This window comes from Sulfurivermis fontis (genome assembly GCF_004001245.1).
GTDB lineage: Bacteria > Pseudomonadota > Gammaproteobacteria > Thiohalomonadales > Thiohalomonadaceae > Sulfurivermis > Sulfurivermis fontis.
Window position 1 is genome coordinate 711,138 of the sequence record NZ_AP018724.1, and the last position, 24,650, is coordinate 735,787.

17 protein-coding genes, 1 pseudogene and 3 CRISPR repeat arrays are annotated in these 24,650 nt (G+C 62.9%); of the genes and pseudogenes, 14 read left to right on the forward strand and 4 right to left on the reverse strand.

Annotation, left to right across the window (positions count from 1 at the left end):
- Nucleotides 1-33: 33 nt before the first annotated feature.
- The 13 genes and pseudogenes from EP379_RS03790 (at nt 34) to EP379_RS03850 (ending at nt 18,496) form a co-directional block, all read left to right on the forward strand.
- On the forward strand, nt 34-612 hold the full coding sequence (locus EP379_RS03790) for a plasmid pRiA4b ORF-3 family protein (RefSeq protein WP_127476003.1): 579 nt from the start codon (nt 34-36) through the stop codon (nt 610-612).
- Between the two features lie 836 nt (nt 613-1,448).
- A pseudogene (locus tag EP379_RS16945) lies at nt 1,449-1,547 on the forward strand (SEC-C metal-binding domain-containing protein); the annotation flags it as partial.
- A 25-nt stretch (nt 1,548-1,572) separates the two neighbouring features.
- Nucleotides 1,573-4,311 (forward strand): CRISPR-associated helicase Cas3', encoded by a 2,739-nt coding sequence (gene cas3 / locus EP379_RS03800; protein WP_127476007.1) that lies wholly within the window; start codon nt 1,573-1,575, stop codon nt 4,309-4,311.
- Between the two features lie 341 nt (nt 4,312-4,652).
- Complete coding sequence (gene casA / locus EP379_RS03805) at nt 4,653-6,281, forward strand: type I-E CRISPR-associated protein Cse1/CasA (RefSeq protein WP_197722849.1); 1,629 nt, start codon at nt 4,653-4,655, stop codon at nt 6,279-6,281.
- On the forward strand, nt 6,278-6,778 hold the full coding sequence (casB, locus tag EP379_RS03810) for a type I-E CRISPR-associated protein Cse2/CasB (protein WP_127476009.1): 501 nt from the start codon (nt 6,278-6,280) through the stop codon (nt 6,776-6,778). Before casA ends, casB begins: the two co-directional genes overlap by 4 nt.
- 34 nt (nt 6,779-6,812) lie before the next feature.
- Complete coding sequence (gene cas7e / locus EP379_RS03815) at nt 6,813-7,874, forward strand: type I-E CRISPR-associated protein Cas7/Cse4/CasC (protein WP_127476011.1); 1,062 nt, start codon at nt 6,813-6,815, stop codon at nt 7,872-7,874.
- A gap of 5 nt (nt 7,875-7,879) precedes the next feature.
- Entirely contained in the window at nt 7,880-8,617 is a 738-nt protein-coding gene (gene cas5e / locus EP379_RS03820; RefSeq protein ID WP_127476013.1) for a type I-E CRISPR-associated protein Cas5/CasD, read from the forward strand.
- Entirely contained in the window at nt 8,617-9,294 is a 678-nt protein-coding gene (gene cas6e, locus EP379_RS03825; protein WP_127476015.1) for a type I-E CRISPR-associated protein Cas6/Cse3/CasE, read from the forward strand. The genes cas5e and cas6e overlap by 1 nt, the downstream gene beginning before the upstream one ends.
- A gap of 209 nt (nt 9,295-9,503) precedes the next feature.
- Nucleotides 9,504-9,842 (forward strand): type II toxin-antitoxin system prevent-host-death family antitoxin, encoded by a 339-nt coding sequence (locus EP379_RS03830; protein ID WP_127476017.1) that lies wholly within the window; start codon nt 9,504-9,506, stop codon nt 9,840-9,842.
- Nucleotides 9,823-10,311, forward strand: a complete 489-nt coding sequence (locus tag EP379_RS03835; protein WP_127476019.1) for a PIN domain-containing protein — start codon at nt 9,823-9,825, stop codon at nt 10,309-10,311. Before EP379_RS03830 ends, EP379_RS03835 begins: the two co-directional genes overlap by 20 nt.
- Nucleotides 10,312-10,314: 3 nt before the next feature.
- On the forward strand, nt 10,315-11,226 hold the full coding sequence (gene cas1e / locus EP379_RS03840; RefSeq protein WP_127476021.1) for a type I-E CRISPR-associated endonuclease Cas1e: 912 nt from the start codon (nt 10,315-10,317) through the stop codon (nt 11,224-11,226).
- Nucleotides 11,207-11,506: a type I-E CRISPR-associated endoribonuclease Cas2e gene (gene cas2e / locus EP379_RS03845; protein WP_127476023.1), complete on the forward strand. Its 300-nt coding sequence runs from the start codon at nt 11,207-11,209 to the stop codon at nt 11,504-11,506. The genes cas1e and cas2e overlap by 20 nt, the downstream gene beginning before the upstream one ends.
- Before the next feature lie 104 nt (nt 11,507-11,610).
- Nucleotides 11,611-17,443: a CRISPR direct-repeat array (repeat unit 29 nt; unit sequence GTGTTCCCCGCGCACGCGGGGATGAACCG).
- A gap of 96 nt (nt 17,444-17,539) precedes the next feature.
- Nucleotides 17,540-18,496 carry an IS5 family transposase gene (locus EP379_RS03850; RefSeq protein ID WP_127475565.1) on the forward strand — a complete coding sequence of 319 codons (957 nt, stop codon included), beginning with the start codon at nt 17,540-17,542 and terminating at the stop codon, nt 18,494-18,496.
- A gap of 140 nt (nt 18,497-18,636) precedes the next feature.
- A CRISPR array of direct repeats spans nt 18,637-18,911; the repeat unit is 29 nt; unit sequence GTGTTCCCCGCGCACGCGGGGATGAACCG.
- Between the two features lie 498 nt (nt 18,912-19,409).
- Nucleotides 19,410-20,170: a CRISPR direct-repeat array (repeat unit 29 nt; unit sequence GTGTTCCCCGCGCACGCGGGGATGAACCG).
- A 796-nt stretch (nt 20,171-20,966) separates the two neighbouring features.
- Here EP379_RS03850 and EP379_RS03855 read toward each other — a convergent pair.
- Nucleotides 20,967-21,383, reverse strand: coding sequence for a helix-turn-helix domain-containing protein (locus EP379_RS03855; RefSeq protein WP_145987902.1), 417 nt, complete (start codon nt 21,381-21,383; stop codon nt 20,967-20,969).
- Between the two features lie 80 nt (nt 21,384-21,463).
- Between EP379_RS03855 and EP379_RS16320 the strand changes: the two genes are divergently transcribed.
- Nucleotides 21,464-21,625, forward strand: coding sequence for a hypothetical protein (locus EP379_RS16320; RefSeq protein WP_172600367.1), 162 nt, complete (start codon nt 21,464-21,466; stop codon nt 21,623-21,625).
- A 277-nt stretch (nt 21,626-21,902) separates the two neighbouring features.
- Here the strand turns inward: EP379_RS16320 and EP379_RS03860 are convergent, their stop codons facing one another.
- From EP379_RS03860 to EP379_RS03870, 3 genes are all read right to left on the reverse strand, one after another.
- Nucleotides 21,903-22,679, reverse strand: coding sequence for a hypothetical protein (locus EP379_RS03860; RefSeq protein ID WP_127476027.1), 777 nt, complete (start codon nt 22,677-22,679; stop codon nt 21,903-21,905).
- Nucleotides 22,680-22,741: 62 nt separating this feature from the next.
- On the reverse strand, nt 22,742-23,059 hold the full coding sequence (locus EP379_RS03865) for a DUF2322 family protein (RefSeq protein WP_127476029.1): 318 nt from the start codon (nt 23,057-23,059) through the stop codon (nt 22,742-22,744).
- 77 nt (nt 23,060-23,136) lie between these two features.
- A complete protein-coding gene (locus EP379_RS03870; protein WP_127476031.1) occupies nt 23,137-24,606 on the reverse strand; it encodes a cobyric acid synthase in 1,470 nt (489 codons plus the stop codon).
- Between the last annotated feature and the right edge of the window lie 44 nt (nt 24,607-24,650).

The window sequence follows — 24,650 nt, forward strand, 5'->3', positions numbered from 1 at the left end:
ACCGGCGTGGTATACAACCCATAGGACTGCAATATGAAAAAGCCATCGGTACAGGTCACCCCATTGAAAGCAGCACAGATCTACCAGCTCAAAGTCACCCTGAAATGGAGCAAGCCACCCATCTGGCGTCGTCTCCAGGTGCGCGGCGACACCAAACTGGGCAAGTTGCACCAGATATTGCAGATCGCCATGGGCTGGTGGGACCAACACCTCCATGCCTTTGACGCCGGCGGCGTCGCTTACGGTGAGCCCGACCCCGACTTCCCCAGCAACCTGCGCAGCGAGCGCAACGTCCGCCTCGACAAGATCGCCCGCGAAGGCGACACCTTCCGTTACGAATACGACTTCGGCGACAGTTGGGTACACGAGATCAAGGTGGAAAAAGTGCTCGAGCCCGAGCCCGGCGTGCACTATCCCCGCTGCCTCGCCGGCAAGCGCGCCTGCCCGCCGGAAGACTGCGGCGGGGTGCCGGGGTATGAACGCATGCTGGAAATCGTTGGCAACCCCAAGGACGAAGAACATGCGGAAATGGTCGAATGGTTGGGGGAGGAATTCGATCCGGAGGCGTTCGATTTGGAGGCGGTGAATGAGGAGCTGGAGATGCTGCGATGAGTAATGGGAATAATCCTGTTCTCACACTGCCTTCCTACAGTGACGACGAACTGGCCAGACTGGACGAGAAGGCGTTGCTACAACTCTTACGACGCGAGTGCGATCGCGTCCCACGTAACGTCATTGACGCCTGCGCAGCGCGTGGCGATGCAATGATCCGGCAGTTACGAGAAACGATGACTGCCTCCCGGAGCGGCGAGGATTTGGAGGAAGGCGACTGGTGGCTCAGTTACCATGCGGCGATGATCGCCGGACTCATCCCGACGGCGGCGGCCGGAAACCTGCTTGTCGATCTCATGCACTGGCTGGATGTAAGCGACGATAACAATATGCAGGACTGGCTCGCCGGATGGTGGCCCGCACTCTTTGCTAACAAAGAGGCAATGCACGCAGATGCCCTACGTGCGATAGCCGAGAACTGGACCTACGACGTATTCATCAGGGTACACGCCGCTGAAGTTGCGCATTACCTTGCCCAGCGGCAAGGCATGGATCAAGGTGAAGCCGTGCTCGACTGGATCGCCGGACTGGCAGGCGACGAACGGCAGGAAGCGGACTCTCGTATACCTCTCGGCTATACCCTCCTCAATTTTCCACGCGAGCGCCATCGCCCCGTCCTGGAAAAGCTGGTTAGCCTGCAAGAAGGTTATATCAGGGATTTCGACGAAAACGATATCGTGCGTGCCTTCGCCAAGGGCAGGGACACACCGGGATGGGAACGTTTTGCCGACCCTTGGCAATTCTACGAGCCCAGTCAGATCGAAGCCCGCCAACGGCGCTGGGCCAAAGAAGCGTCTTACCCTACGGAGCCAACCGATACCGCGCTGCTGGATTGGAACGAACCTTATGTGCGGGACGAACCCAAGATCGGCCGCAACGACCCCTGCCCGTGCGGCAGTGGGAAGAAATACAAGAAATGCTGTTTGGATGGATGACAATGGATGAAACGGAGGGAAATCGTTGAATCCGCGTCAAAATGAGTTGTTGTTCCGCTATTGGGGCAAGGCCGGCAAGAACGAAGCCGGCGAGCCTATATGGCACCCGTTGGTCTACCACAGCCTGGATGTGGCGGCGGTCGGTTATGTCCTGTTGCGCAAGAATGCCTACATCCGTAAAAGGCTGGCGCAGATGCTCGGGCTCAGTGAGGATGAACTGGTCTGGCTGGCGGTCTTTTTCCTCGGATTGCATGACATCGGCAAGTTCGCGCGCCATTTCCAGGCGCTGCAACCCGACCTGTTTCTGGAATTGCAGGGTGACAAGGCGGAACTGCCTTATGTACGCCACGATGCGCTTGGTGAGCTGTTGTGGAACAGGTTTCTGCGGCCCTACTGTGCGGCGCGAGGCTACCTGGGCATAGCGGCACAACGGGGGAGCCGGTCCTCGGCCGACGGTGCCGCCGATTATTGGATGCATACCGTCCTTGGCCACCACGGCAGACCTGTTACCGCAAAGGATGCCGAACGCGTCGTGGCCACCGAGTACTTTCCCGAGTCGGCACGGCAGGCGGCCGAGACGTTCTTCGAGCAATGGTTAGGCGTCTGCGAGAATGTTGCCGGAATTCGCTGGCCTTCAGCGAAGCAGGTGAAGGCCGCCTCCTGGTGGCTCGCCGGCCTGACGGTGCTTTGTGACTGGCTCGGTTCCAACCAGGAGCAGTTCGCCATGACGCCGCAGCCCATGCCGTTGGCAGAGTATTGGCGGCATGCCCTGGGGCTGGCAGAGGCGGCGGTTGCCAAGGCCGGGATGGTTCCTGCGACGCCGGCGCCTATGCATGATCTGGCAGAACTCTTCGGCGAGTCGTTCAAAAAACCGACGCCGTTGCAGGCGCACTGTCTTGATTTGCACCTTGAGCCGGGGGCAGGCTTCTATCTCCTGGAGGACGTGACCGGTGCGGGCAAGACGGAAGCTGCCTTGATACTGGCCCACCGCTTGATGGCGGCCGGGGCACAACGCGGTTTGTACTTTGCGCTGCCGACCATGGCCACGGCCAACGCCATGTTCGAAAGGATGGGGCGCGTCTATCGGCGTCTGTATGCGAACGACAGCAGCCCGTCGTTGGTCCTGGCTCATGGCGCCCGGCGGTTGCACGAAGGTTTCCGTGAAGCCATCGATCACTATCCCAACGCACAAGACGACAGCTACGGCGACGATACCGAGCCGGCACAGTACCGTTGTGCCGCCTGGCTGGCGGACAGCCCGAAGAAATCACTCTTGGCCGAGGTGGGGGTAGGTACGGTGGATCAGGCGGTGCTTGGCGTTTTGCCTTCTCGCCACCAGTCTTTGCGCCTCTTCGGCCTGTTCGGCAAAGTGCTTATCGTCGACGAAGTACACGCCTACGAAGCCTATCTGTTTCGCCTTCTCACCGCGCTGATCACCTTCCACGCCGCCTCCGGCGGAAGCGTCATCCTCCTTTCGGCTACCTTGCCCCATCGCCAGCGGCGCGCATTGCTCGAAGCGTTTTACGAGGGGCTTGGTCAGGAACCACGGGATTTGACGCGCACGAGCGACCAAGACTACCCCCTGGTCACCCATGCCTCGACGATTGCGCAGGAAGAGTCTGTGGTCGCCTCCAGGGAGGAGGTCTGTCGTACCGTCCATGTAAAACGCGTTGATACCGTCGAGCAGGTCGAAGCGCTCATGGCTGAGGCGGTAGATGCGGGCAGATGCGTCTGCTGGATACGCAACACCGTTCACGACGCTCGCAAGGCCTATCGCGAACTACGGGCGCACCATCCAGACTGGAATATCGTTCTGTTCCATGCCCGTTATGCGCTGGGCGACCGGCTGGAGATCGAAACGCGCGTGGTGAACCGGTTCGGCAAAGACGGTGGCGAAGCGGAGCGCAAGGGGCAGATCCTGATCGCCACCCCCGTCGTGGAGCAATCTCTCGACATCGATTTCGACGAAATGATCAGCGACCTGGCACCTATCGACCTCATCATCCAGCGGGCCGGTCGTCTGCGGCGCCACCGCCGGGACACAAGAGGCAATCCGATCGATGCACAGGATCAGCGCGGCCAGCCGACTCTGCATCTTTTCGCACCCGAGCCGGTGGACGCACCGGACGAGGAGTGGTTCGCCTCCTTCCTGCCGAAGGCGGCCTACGTCTACGACAACCATGCCCAGCTCTGGCTCGGCCTGCGACTGCTGATGGAGCAGGGCGCCTTCACCATGCCTACCGATGCCCGCCGCCTGATCGAAGGCGTCTATGGCGACGTATATCCTCCGCCGGGTTTGGAAAAAAGCTACTGGGATTCCCATGGCGAGGAACTGGGCGACGGTAGTCTCGCCGACTACAACGCCCTCAGTATTGCTGCCTACTACGGCGATACCGACGCCGGCCGGTGGTGGGCCGAAGAAAAGGCGCCGACAAGGCTGGGCGACAGCACCGTCGTTTATCTGGCCCGTTGGGACGGCGAGCGTCTCGCGCCCTTGCGTGAGGGCGGTGAGTTTCCCTGGCAGGTGTCGTCGGTATCGGTATTGGCCGTCCGCATCCGCTCGGCCGAGCGGCCGGCCCTCGTTCCTGAAGCGGAGTGGGAGCGGGTGTTGGGCGAACTGCCGGCCAAGGGTAAGTGGGGTGTATTGCTGGCGCTGGATGGAGATATGCACGGAAGCGCCACGGACGGCCGTGGGAACACTGTGCCGGTTCTCTACAGCGATAAGGAGGGATTGCTGGTGGGGGAGGAGTGCGAGGAGCTGTGAACTCCCTGCACTCTCCGAACCCCTCAGGCAAATGTGCCTGCGCAGATTTTGGAGGTCTGCAGCGGGATATACCACGCTCATTCAATCCAATCGGATCAATGAGTTGGATATACAGGATAGGTTTTGGAGGTCTTCCTGCATGTCCCTCCCCGTAACACGGGGAACATTCTTTTTGCGGTTGAGCTAAGTGGTTCAGCCTCGAAGGTTTCGAGGAACGACATATAATATTGCAGTTGAACTAAGCTTGTCAAGAACATGAAATGCCTGTATTGTCGCTTGAAAGTAGCCTGTGCTCGTACAGGGGGCTTCTAGGAGCGTGAATAACTAGGGAAGAGGACTAAATGGCTAGCTTGAACCTGATTGATGAACCATGGATACCGGTAAGGAGAAAACATGGCAGCTGTGAGCTGATCGCCCCCTGGGCGCTGACCGACCGGCACGACACCGACCCCATCGTCGCCCTCGACGCCCCCCGCGCCGACTTCAAGGGGGCGTTGGCCCAGTTCCTCATCGGCCTGCTCCAGACCGCTGCCGCGCCGGACGAGGACCGAGGGATCGAGTGGCAGGCGTGGTTGGCGGAGCCGCCCTCGCCCGAGCAACTGCGCGAACTGTTCGCTCCCTATAGCAACCACTTCAACCTCGGTGGCGATGGTCCCCGCTTCCTGCAGGACCGGGAACCGTTGGGTGACGAGACGAGGCCTATCTCGGCGCTGCTGATAGAGATCCCCGGCGCCAATTCACTGCGCAACAACACCGATCACTTCGTCAAACGCGGCGGGGTCAACGGCCTCTGCCCGGCCTGTGCCGCAACCGCCCTGTTCACGCTCCAAACCAACGCCCCGAGCGGCGGCGCCGGTCACCGTACGTCGCTACGCGGTGGTGGTCCGCTCACCACCCTGGTGGTGTTGGACCCGAAGGCGGAGGGGCTGGACGCTACCCTGTGGCGCGACCTCTGGCTCAACGTCCTTCCGGCGGAGGAGGTGCCGCGGCTGACCGGCAACGCCAGGCTGACCCAGCCCGAGGCGACCTTTCCCTGGCTGGCGCCTACGCGCACCAGCGCCAAGGGCGAGCCGGACACCCTTCCTCAGGACGCTCACCCGTTGCAGATGTATTGGGGAATGCCGCGCCGTATCCGCCTGGCACTGGACGACTTGGCCGAAGGTGAATGCGATATCTGTGCGGTGCAGGGGACGCCATTGGTGACCGAATATGTGACCAAGAACTACGGCGTCAACTACGGCGGCGCCTGGGAGCACCCCCTGAGCCCCCACTATCTGGACGAAAAGACTGGCGCGCCGATGCCTACCCATGCCCAACCCGGTGGTTTCAGCTATCGCCACTGGAGCAATTGGGTCATCTCCAGCGATACCCGCAAGCCGGCCCGCGTCGTGACCTATTTCGACGTGAACAATCGGCTTCAGGATGCGCAGCTCCGTATCTGGGCCTTCGGCTATGACATGGACAACATGAAGGCCCGCGCCTGGTACGAAACCACCGTGCCGCTCTATCTGATGCCCTCGGGCGAGCAGCGCGAACGGTTCGTCAAGCAGGTCAACAACCTGATCGAGGCCGCGGTACAGACCGCCGGCTACGTCCAGGGCGCCATCAAGGACGCCTGGTTTCGGCGCCCGGGCGATGTGCGGGGCGACACCGCGTTCCTCCGCGGCGCGTTCTTCGAACGTACCCAAACGGCGTTCTACGGCCTGTTGCAGGAATGCCATGCGGTCGTCCAAAAAGGGGACGACGAAACTGCTCTGCGCGAACAGTGGCTTTGGTCGTTGCGTAAAGAGGCGGAAGCCCTGTTCGTGGAGCGGGCGGAAAACGGCGCCCTGGACGAAGGCGATCTGGCCCGTATCGCCAGGGCCCATATAGATCTGCGCAAGAAGCTAAGGGGCAACAAGCTGTACGAGATTCTCCACCTTACGAAGCCGAAAAAGGAAAAAGGGAAAGAGGAGGGAATGACACCATGAGCATCAGTTTCAATGCGGGGCGGCCGGCCGGAGACATCGTCGCCGGCTGGTGGGAAGGACTGCAACAGGACAGTGGTGGCCGGGCTCAGCTGCGGCGCTGCAAGAGTCCGGACGAGGTGATGCTTGAGCCGGCGTTCCATCGCCTGCTCAATCGGATGCGGGGCCTGTTGGAGAGCGACGGCAATATGCCGGTGGATGAATCCTATCGCCGTTTGGCGGCGGTGGCCGGGTTGCTGTCTCATGTAAAGAAGCCTGATAACAAGGCGCTAGCCGAAAGGATGGCCGAATCAAAAGGAGGCCGTCCGCGTTTCAGTTCATTGCGTTTTCGCCGGTTGATGAAGGAGTCGTTCGACGATCTCTATCCGGCGATGATCCGCGTCATTCGCCAACTCGACAAAACGGCCAGCCTCAGCGATCTGGCCAACTCGGTTTTCTATTGGGGCGACAAGGTACGCAAAGACTGGGCGCTCGCCTACTTCCCCAACGTAGTGGAATAACCCGCACGTTATCAATCGACACAAGGAGCACGTCATGACCCGTTTCGTTCAACTTCACCTGCTGACCTCTTACCCGCCCGCCAACCTCAATCGCGACGACCTGGGGCGCCCGAAGACGGCGACCATGGGCGGCGCGCAGCGCCTGCGTGTCTCATCGCAAAGCCTCAAGCGTGCGTGGCGCACCTCGGAGTTGTTCCAGGAGGCATTGGCCGGACACGTCGGTGTACGGACCAAGGAGATGGGGCGTCAGGTATACCAACGGTTGCTTGAGCAGGGCGTCAAGGAAAAGGATGCCAAGGCCTGGGCCATCGAGATTGCCGGTGTGTTCGGCAAGGTGAAATCCGAAGACAAGAAGAACACCGACCCGCTGCACGTGCTCGACATCGAGCAGTTGGCCCATTTCAGCCCCGAAGAGCGCCAGGCCATCGATAGCCTGTGCGACACGCTGGCCGAGCGCGGCAGCGGACCGGACAAGGACGACCTGGCCCTGCTGCGCAAGCAGCACACCGCGGCCGATATCGCGCTGTTCGGTCGCATGCTGGCCAACAGCCCCGCCTACAACACCGAAGCCGCGGCCCAGGTGGCCCATGCCATTACGGTTCACAAGGTGACGGTGGAGGACGACTTCTTCACGGCGGTGGATGACCTCAACACCGGTGAGGAGGACGTGGGCGCTGGCCACATGGGCGAGACCGAGTTCGCCGCCGGCCTGTTCTACCAATACATCTGCATCGATCGGGAACAGCTGAAGAAGAACCTGAGTGGCGATTCGGGGTTGGCCAACAAGGCCCTGGCCGCGCTCACCGAGGCGGCGGCCACTATTGCTCCCATCGGCAAGCAGAACAGCTTCGCCTCCCGCGCCCGTGCCTCCTACATCATGGCCGAGGTGGGGGCGCAGCAACCGCGCTCACTCTCTGTGGCGTTCCTCAAGCCGGTAACCGGCAATGACCTGCTCGACAACGCCATACAGTCTCTGGATAAGACGAGAAAGGCGATGGACAAGGCCTATGGCAACTGTGCGGATGGTTATCGCATCATGAATCTCATGACCGGCGAAGGGAGCCTGCAGGAGATCATTGAGTTCATCGTGGAGTAAGGGTGATGGACAACTATCTCCTGTTCCGTCTCTACGGGCCGCTCGCCTCCTGGGGCGAGACGGCGGTCGGTGAGATGCGTCCCAGCGCCGCCTGGCCAGGCCGCTCCGCCATTCTCGGCCTGCTGGCGGCGGCATTGGGCGTGCGCCGCGACGAGGAAGCTCGGCAGCGCGCTCTGGCTCAGAGCTATGGTGTGGCAGTCTGCGTGGAAAGCAGTGGTGAACTACTACGGGATTACCACACCACACAGGTGCCACCGGAGCGGCGTGGCGTGGTGCATCGTACCCGTCGCGACGAACTCACTACCGAAGGGCTGAATACCATCCTGTCGCAACGGGACTACCGTTGCGATGCGCTCTATACGGTCGCGCTTTGGCAAAAGGAAGGCACCACGGAAAACTTGTCGCAGCTGGCCGAAGCGTTGTTGTGTCCAATCTTTCCGCTCTACCTCGGCCGCAAATCGTGCCCGGTAGCCCTGCCGCTGGCGCCGCAACTCGTGCCGGCAGCGAGTCTTCGCGAGGCCTTCGCCAAGGCCTCGTTCCCGGATGATGCCTTCTTGGCTGACTTGCCGATGGCCGATGAGCGCCTCTTCATATGGGAGAATATGCCGCGAAGTGGGATGGAGGCGTTGCACGTCGGCCCCCGTCGTGACGAACCGATCACCCGCAAGCGCTGGCAGTTCGGTGAGCGTGAGGAGTACTACCGCAGCGAATCGCGTCATGCGGCAACAGGGAGGAATGTGTGATGTACTTCAGTCGAATCGAACTCAACCGCTCGGGAACGGGGATAGCCCGGCTGCTCAAGATGATGTCGGCCGATGACTATCGTCACCATCAATTCGTCTGGCAGCTGTTCAAGGGCGTCGAAGCGCGTGATTTTCTTTATCGCCGGGAGGATGCCGGCAATTGGCCACGCTATTACGTCATCTCCTCCCGCGAACCGGTGGATGCCGATGGGTTGTGGACCATCGAGACCAAACCCTATGCGCCGAAAGTGGCGGACGGCATGGTCTTGGCGTTCAGCCTTCGCGTCAATCCGGTGGTCACCCGCAAGAACAATAACGGCAGGCAACAGCGTCATGATGTGGTGATGGACCACAAGCGTAAGATCGGCTTCAAGGATCTGCCTCGCTCCATGCGGTTGTCACTACCGCAGATCATGCGGGAGGCGGGACTGAAGTGGTTGCGAAGCCGCGCCGCCAAGCACGGATTTTCTTTCGACGATGGCTTGGTGACCGTCGATGCCTACGAACAACATCAGAGTCTGAAAAAGGAGGGCGGAAAACCCATCAGTTTCAGTACCCTGGACTTCGGTGGGGTGTTGACGGTTACCGACAGCGCCACGTTTTGCCAGACCCTGTTCAACGGCATCGGTCCCGCCAAGGGCTTGGGATGTGGCATGTTGATGGTTCGGCGAGTATGACAGTTGTTGTGACAGTATTGCTGGAGGTGGTTAATGCCCCTGTTTGGAATTGAAGGTGACCCGCAACACCAAGCATCCTGAGCGCACCGCGGCCGGTGCTGAATTCCTAGAATGGCGAAAGAGACTTTTTGCGCGGCCGGGTGGCACCAGCTTTTGGTCCTCCAGGAAATTTGTGCTATTTTTTGATGGCACAAATATGGAGGTCCACCGTGGATATCTTTACTGTCAGAGACTTACGCGAACGTACCGGCGAGCTGATCCGCGATGCGGAGGCGGGCAAGTTGTCCGTCGTCACCAAGCATGGGCAGCCGGTATTTGTCGCCGTGCCTTTCGACGAGGTGCTGGTGCGTGAGGGCGTGGCAGTCGCATTGGCCGTTAAGCTCTTCGATGAGGAAGTGCTCACGCTGCGCCAGGCGGCGAAGGTGGCAGGTATGACCCTGGCGCAGTTCATGGAGGAGTGTTCTGCGCGGGAGGTCCCTGTGGTTCGTTATGGTCCGGAAGAACTCGAACAGGAAGTGAAGGTCTTCGATGAGTTGCATCGTCGCTGACGCGGGCCCACTGATCGCGCTTGCCAAAGCGGGATTGCTGGAGCTGCCGAGGCGTGCCTTTGGGCAGGCACTGATTTCCAGCACCGTCTTCGACGAGTGCCTGACTCAAGTGCGCAGCCATGACGCCCAGCGAATTAGAGAAGCGGTAGAGGCCGGTGTACTGGTTGTATGCAGTGCACCCGATTGGCCTGTGGGCAGACCCGCCCCACGTCTGGACCCCGGTGAATTGAGCGCCATTGCCCTCGCACTGCATCACTCAGCGCCACTGCTCATGGACGAGAAACGCGGGCGCCGCTCGGCCGCCCGCATGGGAATTCCTCTGGTGGGTGTCTGCGGATTGCTCGTTATCGCCAAGCGGCAGGGGTGGATCAGCAGTGTGCATGATGTGCTCACTGCCATGAAGAGAGACGGTTACTACATCGCCCCCTCCCTGACGCATAAAGTCCTCCAACTCGCCGGCGAGGGATAGGAAATGCTTCCTCCGCTCAAACCCATCGCCATGAAGGAACGTGTCTCGATGATCTTCGTCGAGCGCGGGCAGATCGATGTACTCGATGGTGCCTTTGTCGTGGTCGACGACGGCGGTGTCCGTACCCATATTCCTGTGGGCAGCGTCGCTTGCATCATGCTCGAACCCGGTACCCGCGTCTCGCACCGCGCGGTGGCCTTGGCGGCGCGCGTGGGGACGTTGCTGGTGTGGGTGGGCGAGGCTGGCGTGCGGCTGTATGCCTCGGGGCAGCCGGGTGGCGCTCGTTCCGATCGGCTGCTTTATCAGGCCAAACTGGCATTGGACGACACCGCCCGACTCAAGGTCGTGCGTAAGATGTATGAGTTGCGTTTTGGAGAAGCGCCGCCGCAGCGGCGCAGCGTGGAGCAGCTGCGTGGCATCGAGGGTGCGCGGGTGCGGGAGACCTACAAGAATCTGGCGCGCCGCTATGGCGTTAAATGGCAGGGGCGCAAGTACGACCCAACGGATTGGGATGCCAGCGATCTTCCCAATCTATGCCTCTCAGCTGCCACCGCGAGCCTGTACGGCATTACCGAAGCGGCCGTTCTTGCCGCGGGTTATGCCCCCGCTGTCGGCTTTATACACACTGGAAAGCCTCTTTCTTTCGTATACGACATCGCGGATATCTTCAAATTTGACACCGTGGTTCCTGTGGCTTTCCGCATCGCGGCTCAGGAACCGCCGGAGCCTGAACGCAAGGTCCGGCTGGCGTGCCGCGACATGTTCAGGGAGACCAAGCTGCTTGGCCGCATCATTCCCATGATCGAAGACATTCTGGCCGCAGGCGAGCTGGAGCCGCCCAGGCAACCGGCTGAGTCTATCGGGCCGGCATTTTCAGATGGCGAGAACCTGGGCGATGCTGGTCATCGTTACTGAGAACGTTCCACCTCGCCTGCGAGGCCGCCTTGCGGTATGGCTTGTTGAGGTGCGTGCCGGCGTGTACGTGGGAAATCCCTCCAAGCGCCTGCGCGAATTGATCTGGGAACAGGTCAGGGACGGTGTTGAAGCGGGAAATGCCGTCATGGCCTGGACCACCAACACAGAGTCTGGCTACGACTTCGAAACCATAGGCGCCAACCGGCGCATACCGGTCGATTTCGATGGACTGAGACTCGTATCCTTCCTGCCGTCAGACTCCAAGGCGGACGCTCCTTAACAATTCGGAAATGGGTTGCCCCTGGCGCGTGGCTATAGGGGCAACCTGCTGGTAAAATCCGCCAGGCACAAAATTGTCCGGTGGATCAATTTGTTACATTAAGTGTGTTCCCCGCGCACGCGGGGATGAACCGGCCCACGGGCCGCTCGCCTTGCTCCATCCGCTGTGTTCCCCGCGCACGCGGGGATGAACCGGCCGTGACCGCGCCCAAGGGCACGTTCGAGCAGTGTTCCCCGCGCACGCGGGGATGAACCAGTTGAATTCCAGCTTTTGTCGTTTGAACAACTGTGTTCCCCGCGCACGCGGGGATGAACCGGTTAGCGGCCCGCCTGAATACTGCTACCCGGCGGTGTTCCCCGCGCACGCGGGGATGAACCGTACAGCGACTTCTTCGCTGCCACCCAACTCCAGGTGTTCCCCGCGCACGCGGGGATGAACCGCCACTGATCGCAGTTGCGCCCAGCTAGTAACCGTGTTCCCCGCGCACGCGGGGATGAACCGTTCGGCACCGGCTTCGTCCGCCTTGGCTCGGCGTGTTCCCCGCGCACGCGGGGATGAACCGTCGGCTCTTTCTGGGTTGCCTGTTGATATGCTGTGTTCCCCGCGCACGCGGGGATGAACCGCCGCTCCGCCTCTATCAATTCGTTTTCGGTATGTGTTCCCCGCGCACGCGGGGATGAACCGGCAGCCAGCTCGGGAAACTGGCGGCGGTTGTGGTGTTCCCCGCGCACGCGGGGATGAACCGGCGCTCTCGCGCCACATCGGCCAGGGCAACGGCGTGTTCCCCGCGCACGCGGGGATGAACCGCTCTACGAGATCACCGTGCCAGCAGGCGACACGTGTTCCCCGCGCACGCGGGGATGAACCGGACGTGGACGTATCCAGCCCGAGCGCGGGAGAGTGTTCCCCGCGCACGCGGGGATGAACCGTGGGTGGTCGAGGGCTTCGTGATGGTCAAGAGGTGTTCCCCGCGCACGCGGGGATGAACCGGTTGCTGCGTGGTCGCGGCCGTGGTTGTTGTTGTGTTCCCCGCGCACGCGGGGATGAACCGATGAACCTGGCCCGCCCGATGTTTCAGCTCAAGTGTTCCCCGCGCACGCGGGGATGAACCGGCGTCGGCCTCGATGCAGGGGGACAGGTAGCGGTGTTCCCCGCGCACGCGGGGATGAACCGTTCGAGGGAGACGGCCTGGCCTGGCTGAACGAGTGTTCCCCGCGCACGCGGGGATGAACCGGACGGCCTGCCGGCGGAGGCGCTGGAGGCGACGTGTTCCCCGCGCACGCGGGGATGAACCGGCGATCCTGGAGGAGGCGAAGTGATGACGAAGGTGTTCCCCGCGCACGCGGGGATGAACCGGAGTCCGGCAAAGTCCGATTTCCCATCCAAGCGTGTTCCCCGCGCACGCGGGGATGAACCGACCGGGAACGATTACGACATGACGCGGCTGCTGTGTTCCCCGCGCACGCGGGGATGAACCGCCATGCCTTTTATGTATCCAGTTTGGACGCTGGTGTTCCCCGCGCACGCGGGGATGAACCGCCACGATGCGAGATCACAAATTGGCTGATACGGTGTTCCCCGCGCACGCGGGGATGAACCGGCCGCCTACGTCCTGAAGACCAAGGGCTGCCCGTGTTCCCCGCGCACGCGGGGATGAACCGTCGTCCACGCTGTCGCCGACCACCTGGCCGGAGTGTTCCCCGCGCACGCGGGGATGAACCGTTCAACAATCTCGACAACTTCGGCGGGTTCCCGGTGTTCCCCGCGCACGCGGGGATGAACCGTAACCCAACCAACACCCAACGCCATAACCACCGTGTTCCCCGCGCACGCGGGGATGAACCGATTGTTGGGCTAACATCGATCCAGATGCCAGCGTGTTCCCCGCGCACGCGGGGATGAACCGATCATCGCCGCCCTGACGGCGAACCGCGATGAGTGTTCCCCGCGCACGCGGGGATGAACCGCTGTGATCATCGGCTACGAGGAGCTCTATTCGGTGTTCCCCGCGCACGCGGGGATGAACCGTGTTGTTGGAAGTGGCGAACTCGACTGTGGACGTGTTCCCCGCGCACGCGGGGATGAACCGCCCCCGGCCCACTTCAACTGCCGGTCGGTCATGTGTTCCCCGCGCACGCGGGGATGAACCGACATGGTGGGCGAGATTCCTTCCATCCTCAACGTGTTCCCCGCGCACGCGGGGATGAACCGACAGGTCAAGGCGAACTTGCCGTCGGCAGCGCGTGTTCCCCGCGCACGCGGGGATGAACCGGTCGATGACCGCGTGGCCTGGCTCGGGCGGAGGTGTTCCCCGCGCACGCGGGGATGAACCGCCCTCCGTGGAGGTCCAGGCGTGGCCGGTGGTGTGTTCCCCGCGCACGCGGGGATGAACCGCGGTCCCTCAGCGCCTTGCCCAACAGGACCGCGTGTTCCCCGCGCACGCGGGGATGAACCGCTTGCCGCAGTTGGCAAAGCCGCCGCGATTACGTGTTCCCCGCGCACGCGGGGATGAACCGCTTATGTCGATTTGGCCGACCGCGCCAATGGGGTGTTCCCCGCGCACGCGGGGATGAACCGCTGCGTAATCGACAGTTCTTCGCCGACCTTCGGTGTTCCCCGCGCACGCGGGGATGAACCGTGATGATCTCATCCTTGAACTTCCCGCCGATGGTGTTCCCCGCGCACGCGGGGATGAACCGTCCAGGTCATACGGGAGGTTGGCCCCCACGATGTGTTCCCCGCGCACGCGGGGATGAACCGCCGCATCAACGTCGTGTAGTTGCCATCTCCCAGTGTTCCCCGCGCACGCGGGGATGAACCGGACCTCCCATGCAACCTTCAGGCCATCTTCCAGTGTTCCCCGCGCACGCGGGGATGAACCGGCCCGGCTCCAGGACGCGGATGCGGCGCTTGCGTGTTCCCCGCGCACGCGGGGATGAACCGCCCCCGGCCCACTTCAACTGCCGGTCGGTCATGTGTTCCCCGCGCACGCGGGGATGAACCGACATGGTGGGCGAGATTCCTTCCATCCTCAACGTGTTCCCCGCGCACGCGGGGATGAACCGCTATTTCGGTCATTTCCCGAACAGCATTAAAAGTGTTCCCCGCGCACGCGGGGATGAACCGCGACCCAACCGCGCGCGAACTGTTCCAACAATGTGTTCCCCGCGCACGCGGGGATGAACCGGTACGACGCCGCTTGTTCCCAATCGTAACAAAGTGTTCCCCGCGCACGCGGGGATGAACCGGCCGACGAATCACAATGGCTGGAACCGTCGCAGTGTTCCCCGCGCACGCGGGGATGAACCGCCGGTTGCCTTGTGCGTCGGTCGGCTTGTAAACGTGTTCCCCGCGCACGCGGGGATGAACCGATGCCGTCCGCATAGGCGTTCTTGCGCGTCCCGTGTTCCCCGCGCACGCGGGGATGAACCGCCTTCCGGGGTGACGTGCGGGCTCGAACCCTGGTGTTCCCCGCGCACGCGGGGATGAACCGCTACGGTCAATCTTCCACCGCTTCGGGATCACGTGTTCCCCGCGCACGCGGGGATGAACCGAGCACGGCACCCCTTCAGCTCCGGGTGCGACCGTGTTCCCCGCGCACGCGGGGATGAACCGACCCTCAGTGTGTCCTTGTCCAACGTGGGCGGGTGTTCCCCGCGCACGCGGGGATGAACCGCACGTCCGCATCCTGGAGCATTACACGGAGCAGTGTTCCCCGCGCACGCGGGGATGAACCGTGGTCCGCCTCCTGACCTTCTGGGAGTCGGACCGTGTTCCCCGCGCACGCGGGGATGAACCGGTCGGAGCCGTCCTGGTTCGGCCCAACAACAGGTGTTCCCCGCGCACGCGGGGATGAACCGGCTATGCCCTGCGGCAGATCGAACGCGCCCACGTGTTCCCCGCGCACGCGGGGATGAACCGTCCGTGACCGCGCCCAAGGGCAACTTCGAGAAGTGTTCCCCGCGCACGCGGGGATGAACCGGAGGAGTGGGCCGTGGTCGATGAGTGGGCGACGTGTTCCCCGCGCACGCGGGGATGAACCGAACGACATCAGCCGCAAGGCCCTGATCCAGGCGTGTTCCCCGCGCACGCGGGGATGAACCGTGGTCGAGCTGCCCAGCGGTGCCGAAGTCCCGGTGTTCCCCGCGCACGCGGGGATGAACCGGGACAGCATGGCCGTCCGGGGAGCGCCCCGTGGTGTTCCCCGCGCACGCGGGGATGAACCGCTGATGGGGCCACCGTTGCCGCCGGTCGCCACCGTGTTCCCCGCGCACGCGGGGATGAACCGTTCGCCCTGCGCATGCTGTCGGAGCCGCAGGAGTGTTCCCCGCGCACGCGGGGATGAACCGGAGCGGTCAACCTTCCACCGCTTGGGAATGAGGTGTTCCCCGCGCACGCGGGGATGAACCGCTGGCGTGAGCCGGATCGTCTGTCCAGCCCTCGTGTTCCCCGCGCACGCGGGGATGAACCGGCTACGCCCTCCGCCAGATCGAACGCGCCCACGTGTTCCCCGCGCACGCGGGGATGAACCGTCCAGGCGCGCAGCGAGTCGTGGGCGGCGCGTGTGTTCCCCGCGCACGCGGGGATGAACCGCATTGCCTGCTTCGAGCCCTCGCGACAAGCAACGTGTTCCCCGCGCACGCGGGGATGAACCGTATAGCCGGTCAATCGGAAGAAGTAAAGAGGCGTGTTCCCCGCGCACGCGGGGATGAACCGTGACGGCGCTCATGACCCCGGGGCCAGCGACCGTGTTCCCCGCGCACGCGGGGATGAACCGGAGGTGCTGTCATGACCCCGCTGGCTAGGATAGTGTTCCCCGCGCACGCGGGGATGAACCGGGCGAGACGGCCCTGCTGCGAATCAATCCCCAGTGTTCCCCGCGCACGCGGGGATGAACCGGCGCATTGCTCCTCCTCAGTGACGCGAGTGCGGTGTTCCCCGCGCACGCGGGGATGAACCGGCGCATTGCTCCTCCTCAGTGACGCGAGTGCGGTGTTCCCCGCGCACGCGGGGATGAACCGTCGCTATCGTCGCGCGGAAGCACCGGCAGCGTGTGTTCCCCGCGCACGCGGGGATGAACCGGCACCACTGGCTTCTTGCGCACCAGCTTCTCAGTGTTCCCCGCGCACGCGGGGATGAACCGCCGCACCATGCAGAACTTCCTGATGGACACCAGTGTTCCCCGCGCACGCGGGGATGAACCGGCGGAGAAAAGCCTTCAGGCTCTTGGTGGCCGGTGTTCCCCGCGCACGCGGGGATGAACCGTAGTCCCCTGCTTCCTCCGGCGGCTCCCCTGAGTGTTCCCCGCGCACGCGGGGATGAACCGCCCAACACCTCGTCGACGCGCTCGCAGGAATCGTGTTCCCCGCGCACGCGGGGATGAACCGGTTCACGGCCGTGGCCGGCCGCCCGGGTTTCTGTGTTCCCCGCGCACGCGGGGATGAACCGCGCGACGACGCGGTGGTGCATATCGACGTTATGTGTTCCCCGCGCACGCGGGGATGAACCGGAAGCCAAGGCGCAGCGCGCCGAGGTACAGATGTGTTCCCCGCGCACGCGGGGATGAACCGGAAACCATCCGCGCCCTGCCCGACGAGGCCAAGTGTTCCCCGCGCACGCGGGGATGAACCGATCAACGAGCAGGTAGCCGTCTGTATCGGTGCGTGTTCCCCGCGCACGCGGGGATGAACCGCTAGCCCGGTACCGTGACATCGTGACCAAGGAGTGTTCCCCGCGCACGCGGGGATGAACCGGTTTCGCCGTCCATTTCGACGAAGCTTCGCACGTGTTCCCCGCGCACGCGGGGATGAACCGGGATGCCCGATCTGGCGATGTTGCGCCGCGCGGTGTTCCCCGCGCACGCGGGGATGAACCGTCTGGCGGCGACGCCTACCTCTCCCGCGCCCTGTGTTCCCCGCGCACGCGGGGATGAACCGATTAAAGAAGACTTGTATGTCAACCGCCTTAAGGAACTTCTGCAAAAGTCCCCGATCTGATCTTGCAACCGCATGACCGGAGCCGAGGACGGGGAAAATGAAACAACTGAGCATGACCACGGGGTTCGAGAAATACACCAAGGCGACCAAGCGCCAGGCGTTTCTGTCCGACATGGACCGCCTGCTGCCGTGGGCGGAGCTGTGCGCGCTGATAGCGCCGCACTACCCGCAGGCCGGTAACGGCCGGCCGCCGAAGGAGCTGGAGATGATGCTGCGCATCCACTTCCTCCAGCAGTGGTTCAATCTCTCGGACCCGATGGCCGAGGAAGCCCTGTACGACTCGCTCAGCATGCGCGCCTTCGCCGGCATCGACCTGGGCGAGCATCCGGTGCCGGACGAAACCACGATCTGCCGCTTCCGCCACCTGCTGGAGCAGCATGGCCTGGGTCGCAAGCTGTTCCAGCAGATGCACCAGTACCTGCAACGCCATGGCTTCAAGCTGGGCACCGGCACCATCGTCGATGCCACCCTCATCAGCGCCCCGTCCTCGACCAAGAACAAGGACCAGCAGCGCGACCCGGACATGCACCAGACCAAGAAGGGCAACCAGTGGTATTTCGGCATGAAGGCCCATGTCGGTGTCGACCACCGCACCAAGCTCATCCACTCGGTGGTGGCCACCGCCGCCAACGTCCACGACTCCCACTGCCTGCCCGACCTGCTGCACGGCGATGAAACCCGCGTCTGGGGGGATTCGGCCTATCAGGGCCAGACCGAGGTCATCAAACAGCATGCGCCCAGGGCCCGCGACCTCACCCACCGACGCTACCGCTACAAGGGCTGGGTCGACGAAGCCGAACGGGCGAAGAACCGCCTCAAGTCCACCATCCGGGCACGGGTCGAACACAGCATCGGTGTCATCAAACGGATATTCGGTTTTGCCAAGACCCGCTACCGGGGATTGGAGAAGAATGCCAACCGCCTGTTTGTCACCTGTGCCCTGGCCAACATCTACCTGGTGCGCAGGCAGCTGCTGCGTACTTTGCAGGCGTAGTGCCGATGCACTACGCCAAATGCGGCTCACGGGCCGCCGGGATGAGCAAATACCGGCGCTGCCGGTGCGATTCGGCGCGTGATGACTCGCTGATATCGACGATTTGCTCATATTGGATTACTTGTTCAGAGCATCCTTAAGTGTTCCCCGCGCACGCGGGGATGAACCGCACCAGACCGGCAATGGCCCGTGCTATTGCCAGGTGTTCCCCGCGCACGTGGGGATGAACCGCCCACCGCCGAGGTCCGCGACCTGCGGGCGGAATGTTCCCCGCGCACGCGGGGATGAACCGGTAGCATGACCTCCACGGCGGCGCGCAACGGCATGTTCCCCGCGCACGCGGGGATGAACCGGCGTTGTTCGGGCTCGTGATTTTTATCGCAAAATGTTCCCCGCGCACGCGGGGATGAACCGAAAACGAAAGAGGCGCCCAACAGCGCCCTGACCTTCGACCGCCTGGCCGGCAGCCTGGGCAAGGGCAACTACCGCAAGGACGGCCGCCTGAACGCCAAAGGCGCCGACCGTGTCGCCGGCAAGACCCCTGATCGGCGAGACCAAGCAGCTCTCCACCAAGATATTCCCCCGCGCCACCGCCCACAGTGTCGAGTGTTCCCCGCGCACGCGGCATGAGTCAGAAATGGTGATGTCAAGACCTGACCCCGAATATTCTTCCGACCGTGTCGCCGGCAAGACCCCTGATCGGCGAGACCAAGCAGCTCTCCACCAAGATATTCCCCCGCGCCACCGCCCACAGTGTCGAGTGTTCCCCGCGCACGCGGCATGAGTCAGAAATGGTGATGTCAAGACCTGACCCCGAATATTCTTTACGGCATGAGTCAGAAATGGTGATGTCAAGACCTGACCCCGAATATTCTGAACCGCCAGCCACGGCAGCAGGACTTCGGGGCAGGTGATGTTCCCCGCGCACGCGGGGATGAACCGAACGCCGCCGCCAATCGCTTATGGGATGCGTAGTGTTCCCCGCGCACGCGGGGATGAACCGCGATCTGCGCCTCGGCGCCGGACAGCGTGACCGTGTTCCCCGCGCACGCGGGGATGAACCGCTGGCCAGCAGCGGCAGTCCGTCGATCTCGGCGTGTTCCCCGCGCACGCGGGGATGAACCGTCCCAGATGCTGAATTCATTGATGCCAGCAATGTGTTCCCCGCGCACGCGGGGATGAACCGGCCGACGCCGGGCACCAGAAGCAGGCGCAGCGGTGTTCCCCGCGCACGCGGGGATGAACCGCGATTGGCGGCGGCGTTCTTGGCGCCCTCGCTGTGTTCCCCGCGCACGCGGGGATGAACCGATGATGCGCCGAATGACCGCCGATTGCCTGCCGTGTTCCCCGCGCACGCGGGGATGAACCGCCAGCGGCGGAACTCGGTGTCAGGGATTGGATGTGTTCCCCGCGCACGCGGGGATGAACCGTTGACCGGCGAATTCTCCGGAGTGCGCAGCACGTGTTCCCCGCGCACGCGGGGATGAACCGCAGCTTGAGAACAGCGCCACACCGTAGGGATTGTGTTCCCCGCGCACGCGGGGATGAACCGAAATCAAGGCGGGGGCGTAACCATGGCTGGATGTGTTCCCCGCGCACGCGGGGATGAACCGCCACCGATGTGGCCGCCTCGCTGGGGCTCGACATGTTCCCCGCGCACGCGGGGATGAACCGTCCATGACGAGGACCTGGGCGCAGTCTCCTTCGTGTTCCCCGCGCACGCGGCATGAGTCAGAAATGGTGATGTCAAGACCTGACCCCGAATATGTGCGAATATGATGTCAAGACCTGACCCCGAATATGCGAATATGCTGTTCTTTAATAATTTGGTAAGCTGCATATCCATGAGTGCGGGAGCAATCTCATCTTCTGGGGCATGGTTCGCGCATTCATGGTTTTATCCGTATTTACAGCGCAATGTTGCGAGTACGGTGCATCACCCGCTCACCAGAGCGGGTGCGGATTGAAACCCGGACTGACCACTTGTTGTCGACGCACAGGAAGGGCATCACCCGCTCACCAGAGCGGGTGCGGATTGAAACAGCAAGGAGCAGATCAAGCAGCTCAAGGATGAGCGCATCACCCGCTCACCAGAGCGGGTGCGGATTGAAACGAGCTGGAGGCCACCGATGTGTGGGGCGGCAGCACGCATCACCCGCTCACCAGAGCGGGTGCGGATTGAAACATCGTGCCGACCGCCGAAGCGGTGGTGGGTCGTCGCATCACCCGCTCACCAGAGCGGGTGCGGATTGAAACTCGATCACGGCCTTGACGTCCTTCAGGGCCGTTTCGCATCACCCGCTCACCAGAGCGGGTGCGGATTGAAACCGCGAACCGTCAAGCAGTTCAGATCGTTACGCCATCTGGCCCTCGATAGTACGCAATATCGTTGCAGCGAGCGTTTCTCCGGTACCGATGATATTGGTTATCTCTTTGGTTTTGAGACCGACGGCGTCCCGAATATTGATTCTCACCGCTTACGAGTTGTCTTCAGCAATGTATCTATGACTTCCTTGAGCACTTCGCGGTAGGCCTTGGGTAAGGCTTGCCATGCGGCGGCTAGATTTTGGGCGTCCTTGGGGAGGGTGTGATAGGTGGTATCACTATCTTCTCGTACGGCTCCGTGGGCCTGGTCCAGCCAGCCGTGCGGTTTTTTTAGCCTCTGCTCGATAGTTCTTGCCGTGGTCGAGCCGATGTTGCGCATTTGATTTTTGTTGCTGAAGTAGCGGGAGATGTAGCTGGGATCTTTGCCGATGAAACGGGAAAACTCGGCCAGATTACCGTTGAATTCTTCGTCGATGATGCGGCGCAGGTTATGCCGGCGGATTTGGCTGATTTCCATGGAAGGCAAGGGTACTGCCGGCGTGATCAAATTGGTAAGTGCCAACTTGGTATGCTATCATTAAAAAAACGTACCATATTGGTTCATGGTGAATTTGGCGGTAATGGACGCATAGGGACGCAGCGATGAATGACATGGAAGAGGATATTCGGGAGCAGATTGCAGAGTTGGAGGCGATTCTTGCGGACTGGGAGGATGACGGTTCGTATGAGCGCCGCTGGACCTATCAGTTGCTGAGCCTTTGTCTGGAATGGTGGAAAGCCAAGATGCGGCGCGGACTCCATTGAGCCCGGGTAGGGTACGATCATCTTTCGCTGTGTTGGCCTGCTTATTCCTTACACGGAATCTGGTCAGATGTTCAATGGCTTAGGGAAGCTCTGAATAAGTTCAGAGCTTCCGCGGCACAGGGATGTGCCGCCATTTTTCAACGACGATAAGTCGTTGAAAAATGAAGCCGAGCGAAAATCACACTTTTCGCTTGGCGTGGTTTTGTCCACGGATGGACTTATGTCGCGCAGCCCAGGGAGGGGCGGGAGCGACCTGAGAAGTCCAGGATGGACTTATTCAGACCTTCCTTAGTTTGGCAATCTCGCGCAGTTTCGGCACGGCCAGGCCGAATTGATCGGCGTGCTGCAGGGCGCGGGCGAGGCGCGCGGGGGCGGAGCGTCCCATGCACTTATGCCGCAGATCACCCTCGATGCCTTCCACCATGCCAGTGATGAGCCGGTCGCGCGGCAGTTCCGCGCCGATCAGCCGGAACTGGATGTCCATTACCTCGTCGGCCACTTCGCGCGCCAGCGCCTGGTGTTGATTCCACAGCGCATCGACGTCGGTGCCGGCGGGCAGGGCGAGGCCGGCGATGTTGGTGGTGAGGATGTAGACGTTTTTGCGCACCAGTTCGAAGGTGAGTTCTTCGCTGCTGCCCAGTTCCCATACCGGTATGTCCAGCGACTCCAGCGCGCGCTCGATGATGGGCGCGGCGGGGCCGTATACCGGCGAGGGCACCAGCACCTTGTAGTCTTGTCCCTTCTTCTTCTCGAACCACACGGCGATTACCGTCGGGTCGTCGATGCCGTGCGGCTGCCAGTCGCGCGGCAGCAGCTCGTTCTGCAGCAGGCCGAGGCGATCGCGCCAGGCGGTGGGAAGCTTGGCCAGGACCGGCTGCAGGTCGTCTTCGCCGACGGTGACCAGCACCAGCAGGGGCTGTGGCACGGCGGCGGCGACCTGCGCCATGTCCATCTGCCGCGTGACCGGCACGAGCGGGTGGCCCTGCCGGAGCAGGCCGCGGCTGAATACGCCGGCCATTTCGCCGGTGCCGATGACGATGACGGGATGATCCATGGTGTAACCCTTGTGTTGGTGCCGCGATATCGTAGGAGCGAATCGTATTCGCGCCCGGCCGGCTATTTGCCGATGCGCACGTCGTAGCGGAGATTCTGTTCCATCACCTGCAGCAGGCGATCGATGTTGGGGTGCTTGCCGGGGTGGGCGCGGGCGTCCGGCGTGTGCTCGGCATACAGCGCCAGTCCTTCCTCTGCCGCCGCGGCATTGATGCTGCCGTGCTTTTGCCACAGGGCGTGATAGACGCGCAGCGAGCCGGCCTGGCCCGGTTTGTTTTCGATCACCGCGGCGACATCGCCGCTGTCGTGCGCGATCAGTTCAAGGTGCGCGATGCCGTCGACGGCGGGCAGGGTGGGCAGGATTTCCGCAAAGATGGTCATGTTTTTCTCCGGCGTTGACTGGCGCGTATTGTACGGAAAATGCCCGCAGGGTGCGCATCGCACAGCGATGGGCGATCTCAACGGCCATGGTGCGCACCCTGCATCGACAGCAGGGCGGCGAGGTCGAGGTGCTGTTCCGCCGCGTCGGCCAGGCGATCGATCTGCGCCTCGCGCTGCGCCGGATAGTCGGGGCTGCGCACGTCATGCAGCCCGGCCCAGCGCAGCAGTGCGTCGCAGGCGGCGGGTTCGTCGAACAGGCCGTGCAGGTAGGTGGCCATCACCTGGCCATCGGCGGAGCGCGCGCCGTCGGGGCGGCCGTCAAGGATACAGGCCGGTCGTTGCAGGGCGGGGCCATGGCTCACGCCGCAATGGATCTCGTAACCGCTGAGCGCCACCTCGCTGCCGGCGAGCACACCGCTGACGCGGCGCAGCTGCTTCTCCGTCTCCAGCGTGGTTTCCAGATCGAGCAGGCCGAGGCCGGCACTGGAGCCGGCGCGGCCTTCGATGCCGTGCGGGTCATGGATGGCGGTGCCCAGCATCTGCAGGCCGCCGCAGATGCCGAGCACCTTGCCGCCGTAGCGCAGATGACGTAACAGTTGCGTATCCCACTGTCGGGCGCGCAGAATGGCGAGGTCGTCGCGCACGTTCTTGCTGCCGGGCAGGATCACCAGGTCGCTCGGCGGCAGCGCCTCGCCCGGTGCCACGAAGTGCAGCTCCACCTGCGGATGCAGACGCAGGGCATCGAAGTCGGTGTGGTTGCTGATGCGCGGCAGCAGCGGCACGCTGACGACGAGTTTGTCGGTGCTGTTGGCGCTCCAGCGCAGGCGATCGCCGAGACCATCCTCCGCTTCCAGGTGCAGGTCGTGCAGCCAGGGCAGCACGCCGAATACCTGCTTGCCGGTTTTCTGCTCCAGCCAGTCGAGGCCCGGCTGCAGCAGGGCGATGTCGCCGCGGAAGCGGTTGATGATGAAGCCGCGCACGCGCGCGCGTTCGCTGTCGCTGAGCAGCTCCAGCGTGCCGACGATCTGGGCGAACACGCCGCCCTTGTCGATATCGGCCACCAGCACCACCGGGCAGTCGACTGCTTCCGCAAAGCCCATGTTGGCGATGTCGCGTTCCCGCAGGTTGATCTCCGCCGGGCTGCCGGCACCTTCCACCATGATCGCGTCATATTGCGCACACAGGCGCGCATACGATTCCAGCACCGCGGCCATGGCGCGCGGCTTGTACCGGTGATAGGCCACGGCATCGAGATTGGTGAGTGCGCGGCCGTGGATGATCACCTGGGCGCCGGTGTCGCTGTTGGGCTTGAGCAGCACCGGGTTCATGTCGGTGTGCGGCGGCAGGCCGCAGGCCTGCGCCTGTACCGCCTGGGCGCGACCGATCTCGCCGCCGTCGATGGTGACCGCGCTGTTCAGCGCCATGTTCTGCGGCTTGAACGGCGCCACGCGCACGCCGCGCCGATGCAGCACGCGGCACAGCGCCGCCACCAGGGTGGACTTGCCGGCGTCGGAGCCGGTGCCTTGGATCATCAGTGTGCCGTACATGTCTCGTGTTTCAGTTCTGTAGGGGGCAGGCGCAGCGTAGCCTC

Bases quoted from the DNA above. Each gene is read 5' to 3' on its own strand.
- EP379_RS03790 (WP_127476003.1), top strand. From the start codon at position 34: ATGAAAAAGCCATCGGTACAGGTCACCCCATTGAAAGCAGCACAGATC.
- casA (WP_197722849.1), top strand. From the start codon at position 4,653: ATGGCTAGCTTGAACCTGATTGATGAACCATGGATACCGGTAAGGAGA.
- casB (WP_127476009.1), top strand. From the start codon at position 6,278: ATGAGCATCAGTTTCAATGCGGGGCGGCCGGCCGGAGACATCGTCGCC.
- cas7e (WP_127476011.1), top strand. From the start codon at position 6,813: ATGACCCGTTTCGTTCAACTTCACCTGCTGACCTCTTACCCGCCCGCC.
- cas5e (WP_127476013.1), top strand. From the start codon at position 7,880: ATGGACAACTATCTCCTGTTCCGTCTCTACGGGCCGCTCGCCTCCTGG.
- cas6e (WP_127476015.1), top strand. From the start codon at position 8,617: ATGTACTTCAGTCGAATCGAACTCAACCGCTCGGGAACGGGGATAGCC.
- EP379_RS03835 (WP_127476019.1), top strand. From the start codon at position 9,823: ATGAGTTGCATCGTCGCTGACGCGGGCCCACTGATCGCGCTTGCCAAA.
- cas1e (WP_127476021.1), top strand. From the start codon at position 10,315: ATGCTTCCTCCGCTCAAACCCATCGCCATGAAGGAACGTGTCTCGATG.
- cas2e (WP_127476023.1), top strand. From the start codon at position 11,207: ATGCTGGTCATCGTTACTGAGAACGTTCCACCTCGCCTGCGAGGCCGC.
- EP379_RS03850 (WP_127475565.1), top strand. From the start codon at position 17,540: ATGAAACAACTGAGCATGACCACGGGGTTCGAGAAATACACCAAGGCG.
- EP379_RS16320 (WP_172600367.1), top strand. From the start codon at position 21,464: ATGAATGACATGGAAGAGGATATTCGGGAGCAGATTGCAGAGTTGGAG.
- EP379_RS03860 (WP_127476027.1), bottom strand. From the start codon at position 22,679: ATGGATCATCCCGTCATCGTCATCGGCACCGGCGAAATGGCCGGCGTA.
- EP379_RS03865 (WP_127476029.1), bottom strand. From the start codon at position 23,059: ATGACCATCTTTGCGGAAATCCTGCCCACCCTGCCCGCCGTCGACGGC.
- EP379_RS03870 (WP_127476031.1), bottom strand. From the start codon at position 24,606: ATGTACGGCACACTGATGATCCAAGGCACCGGCTCCGACGCCGGCAAG.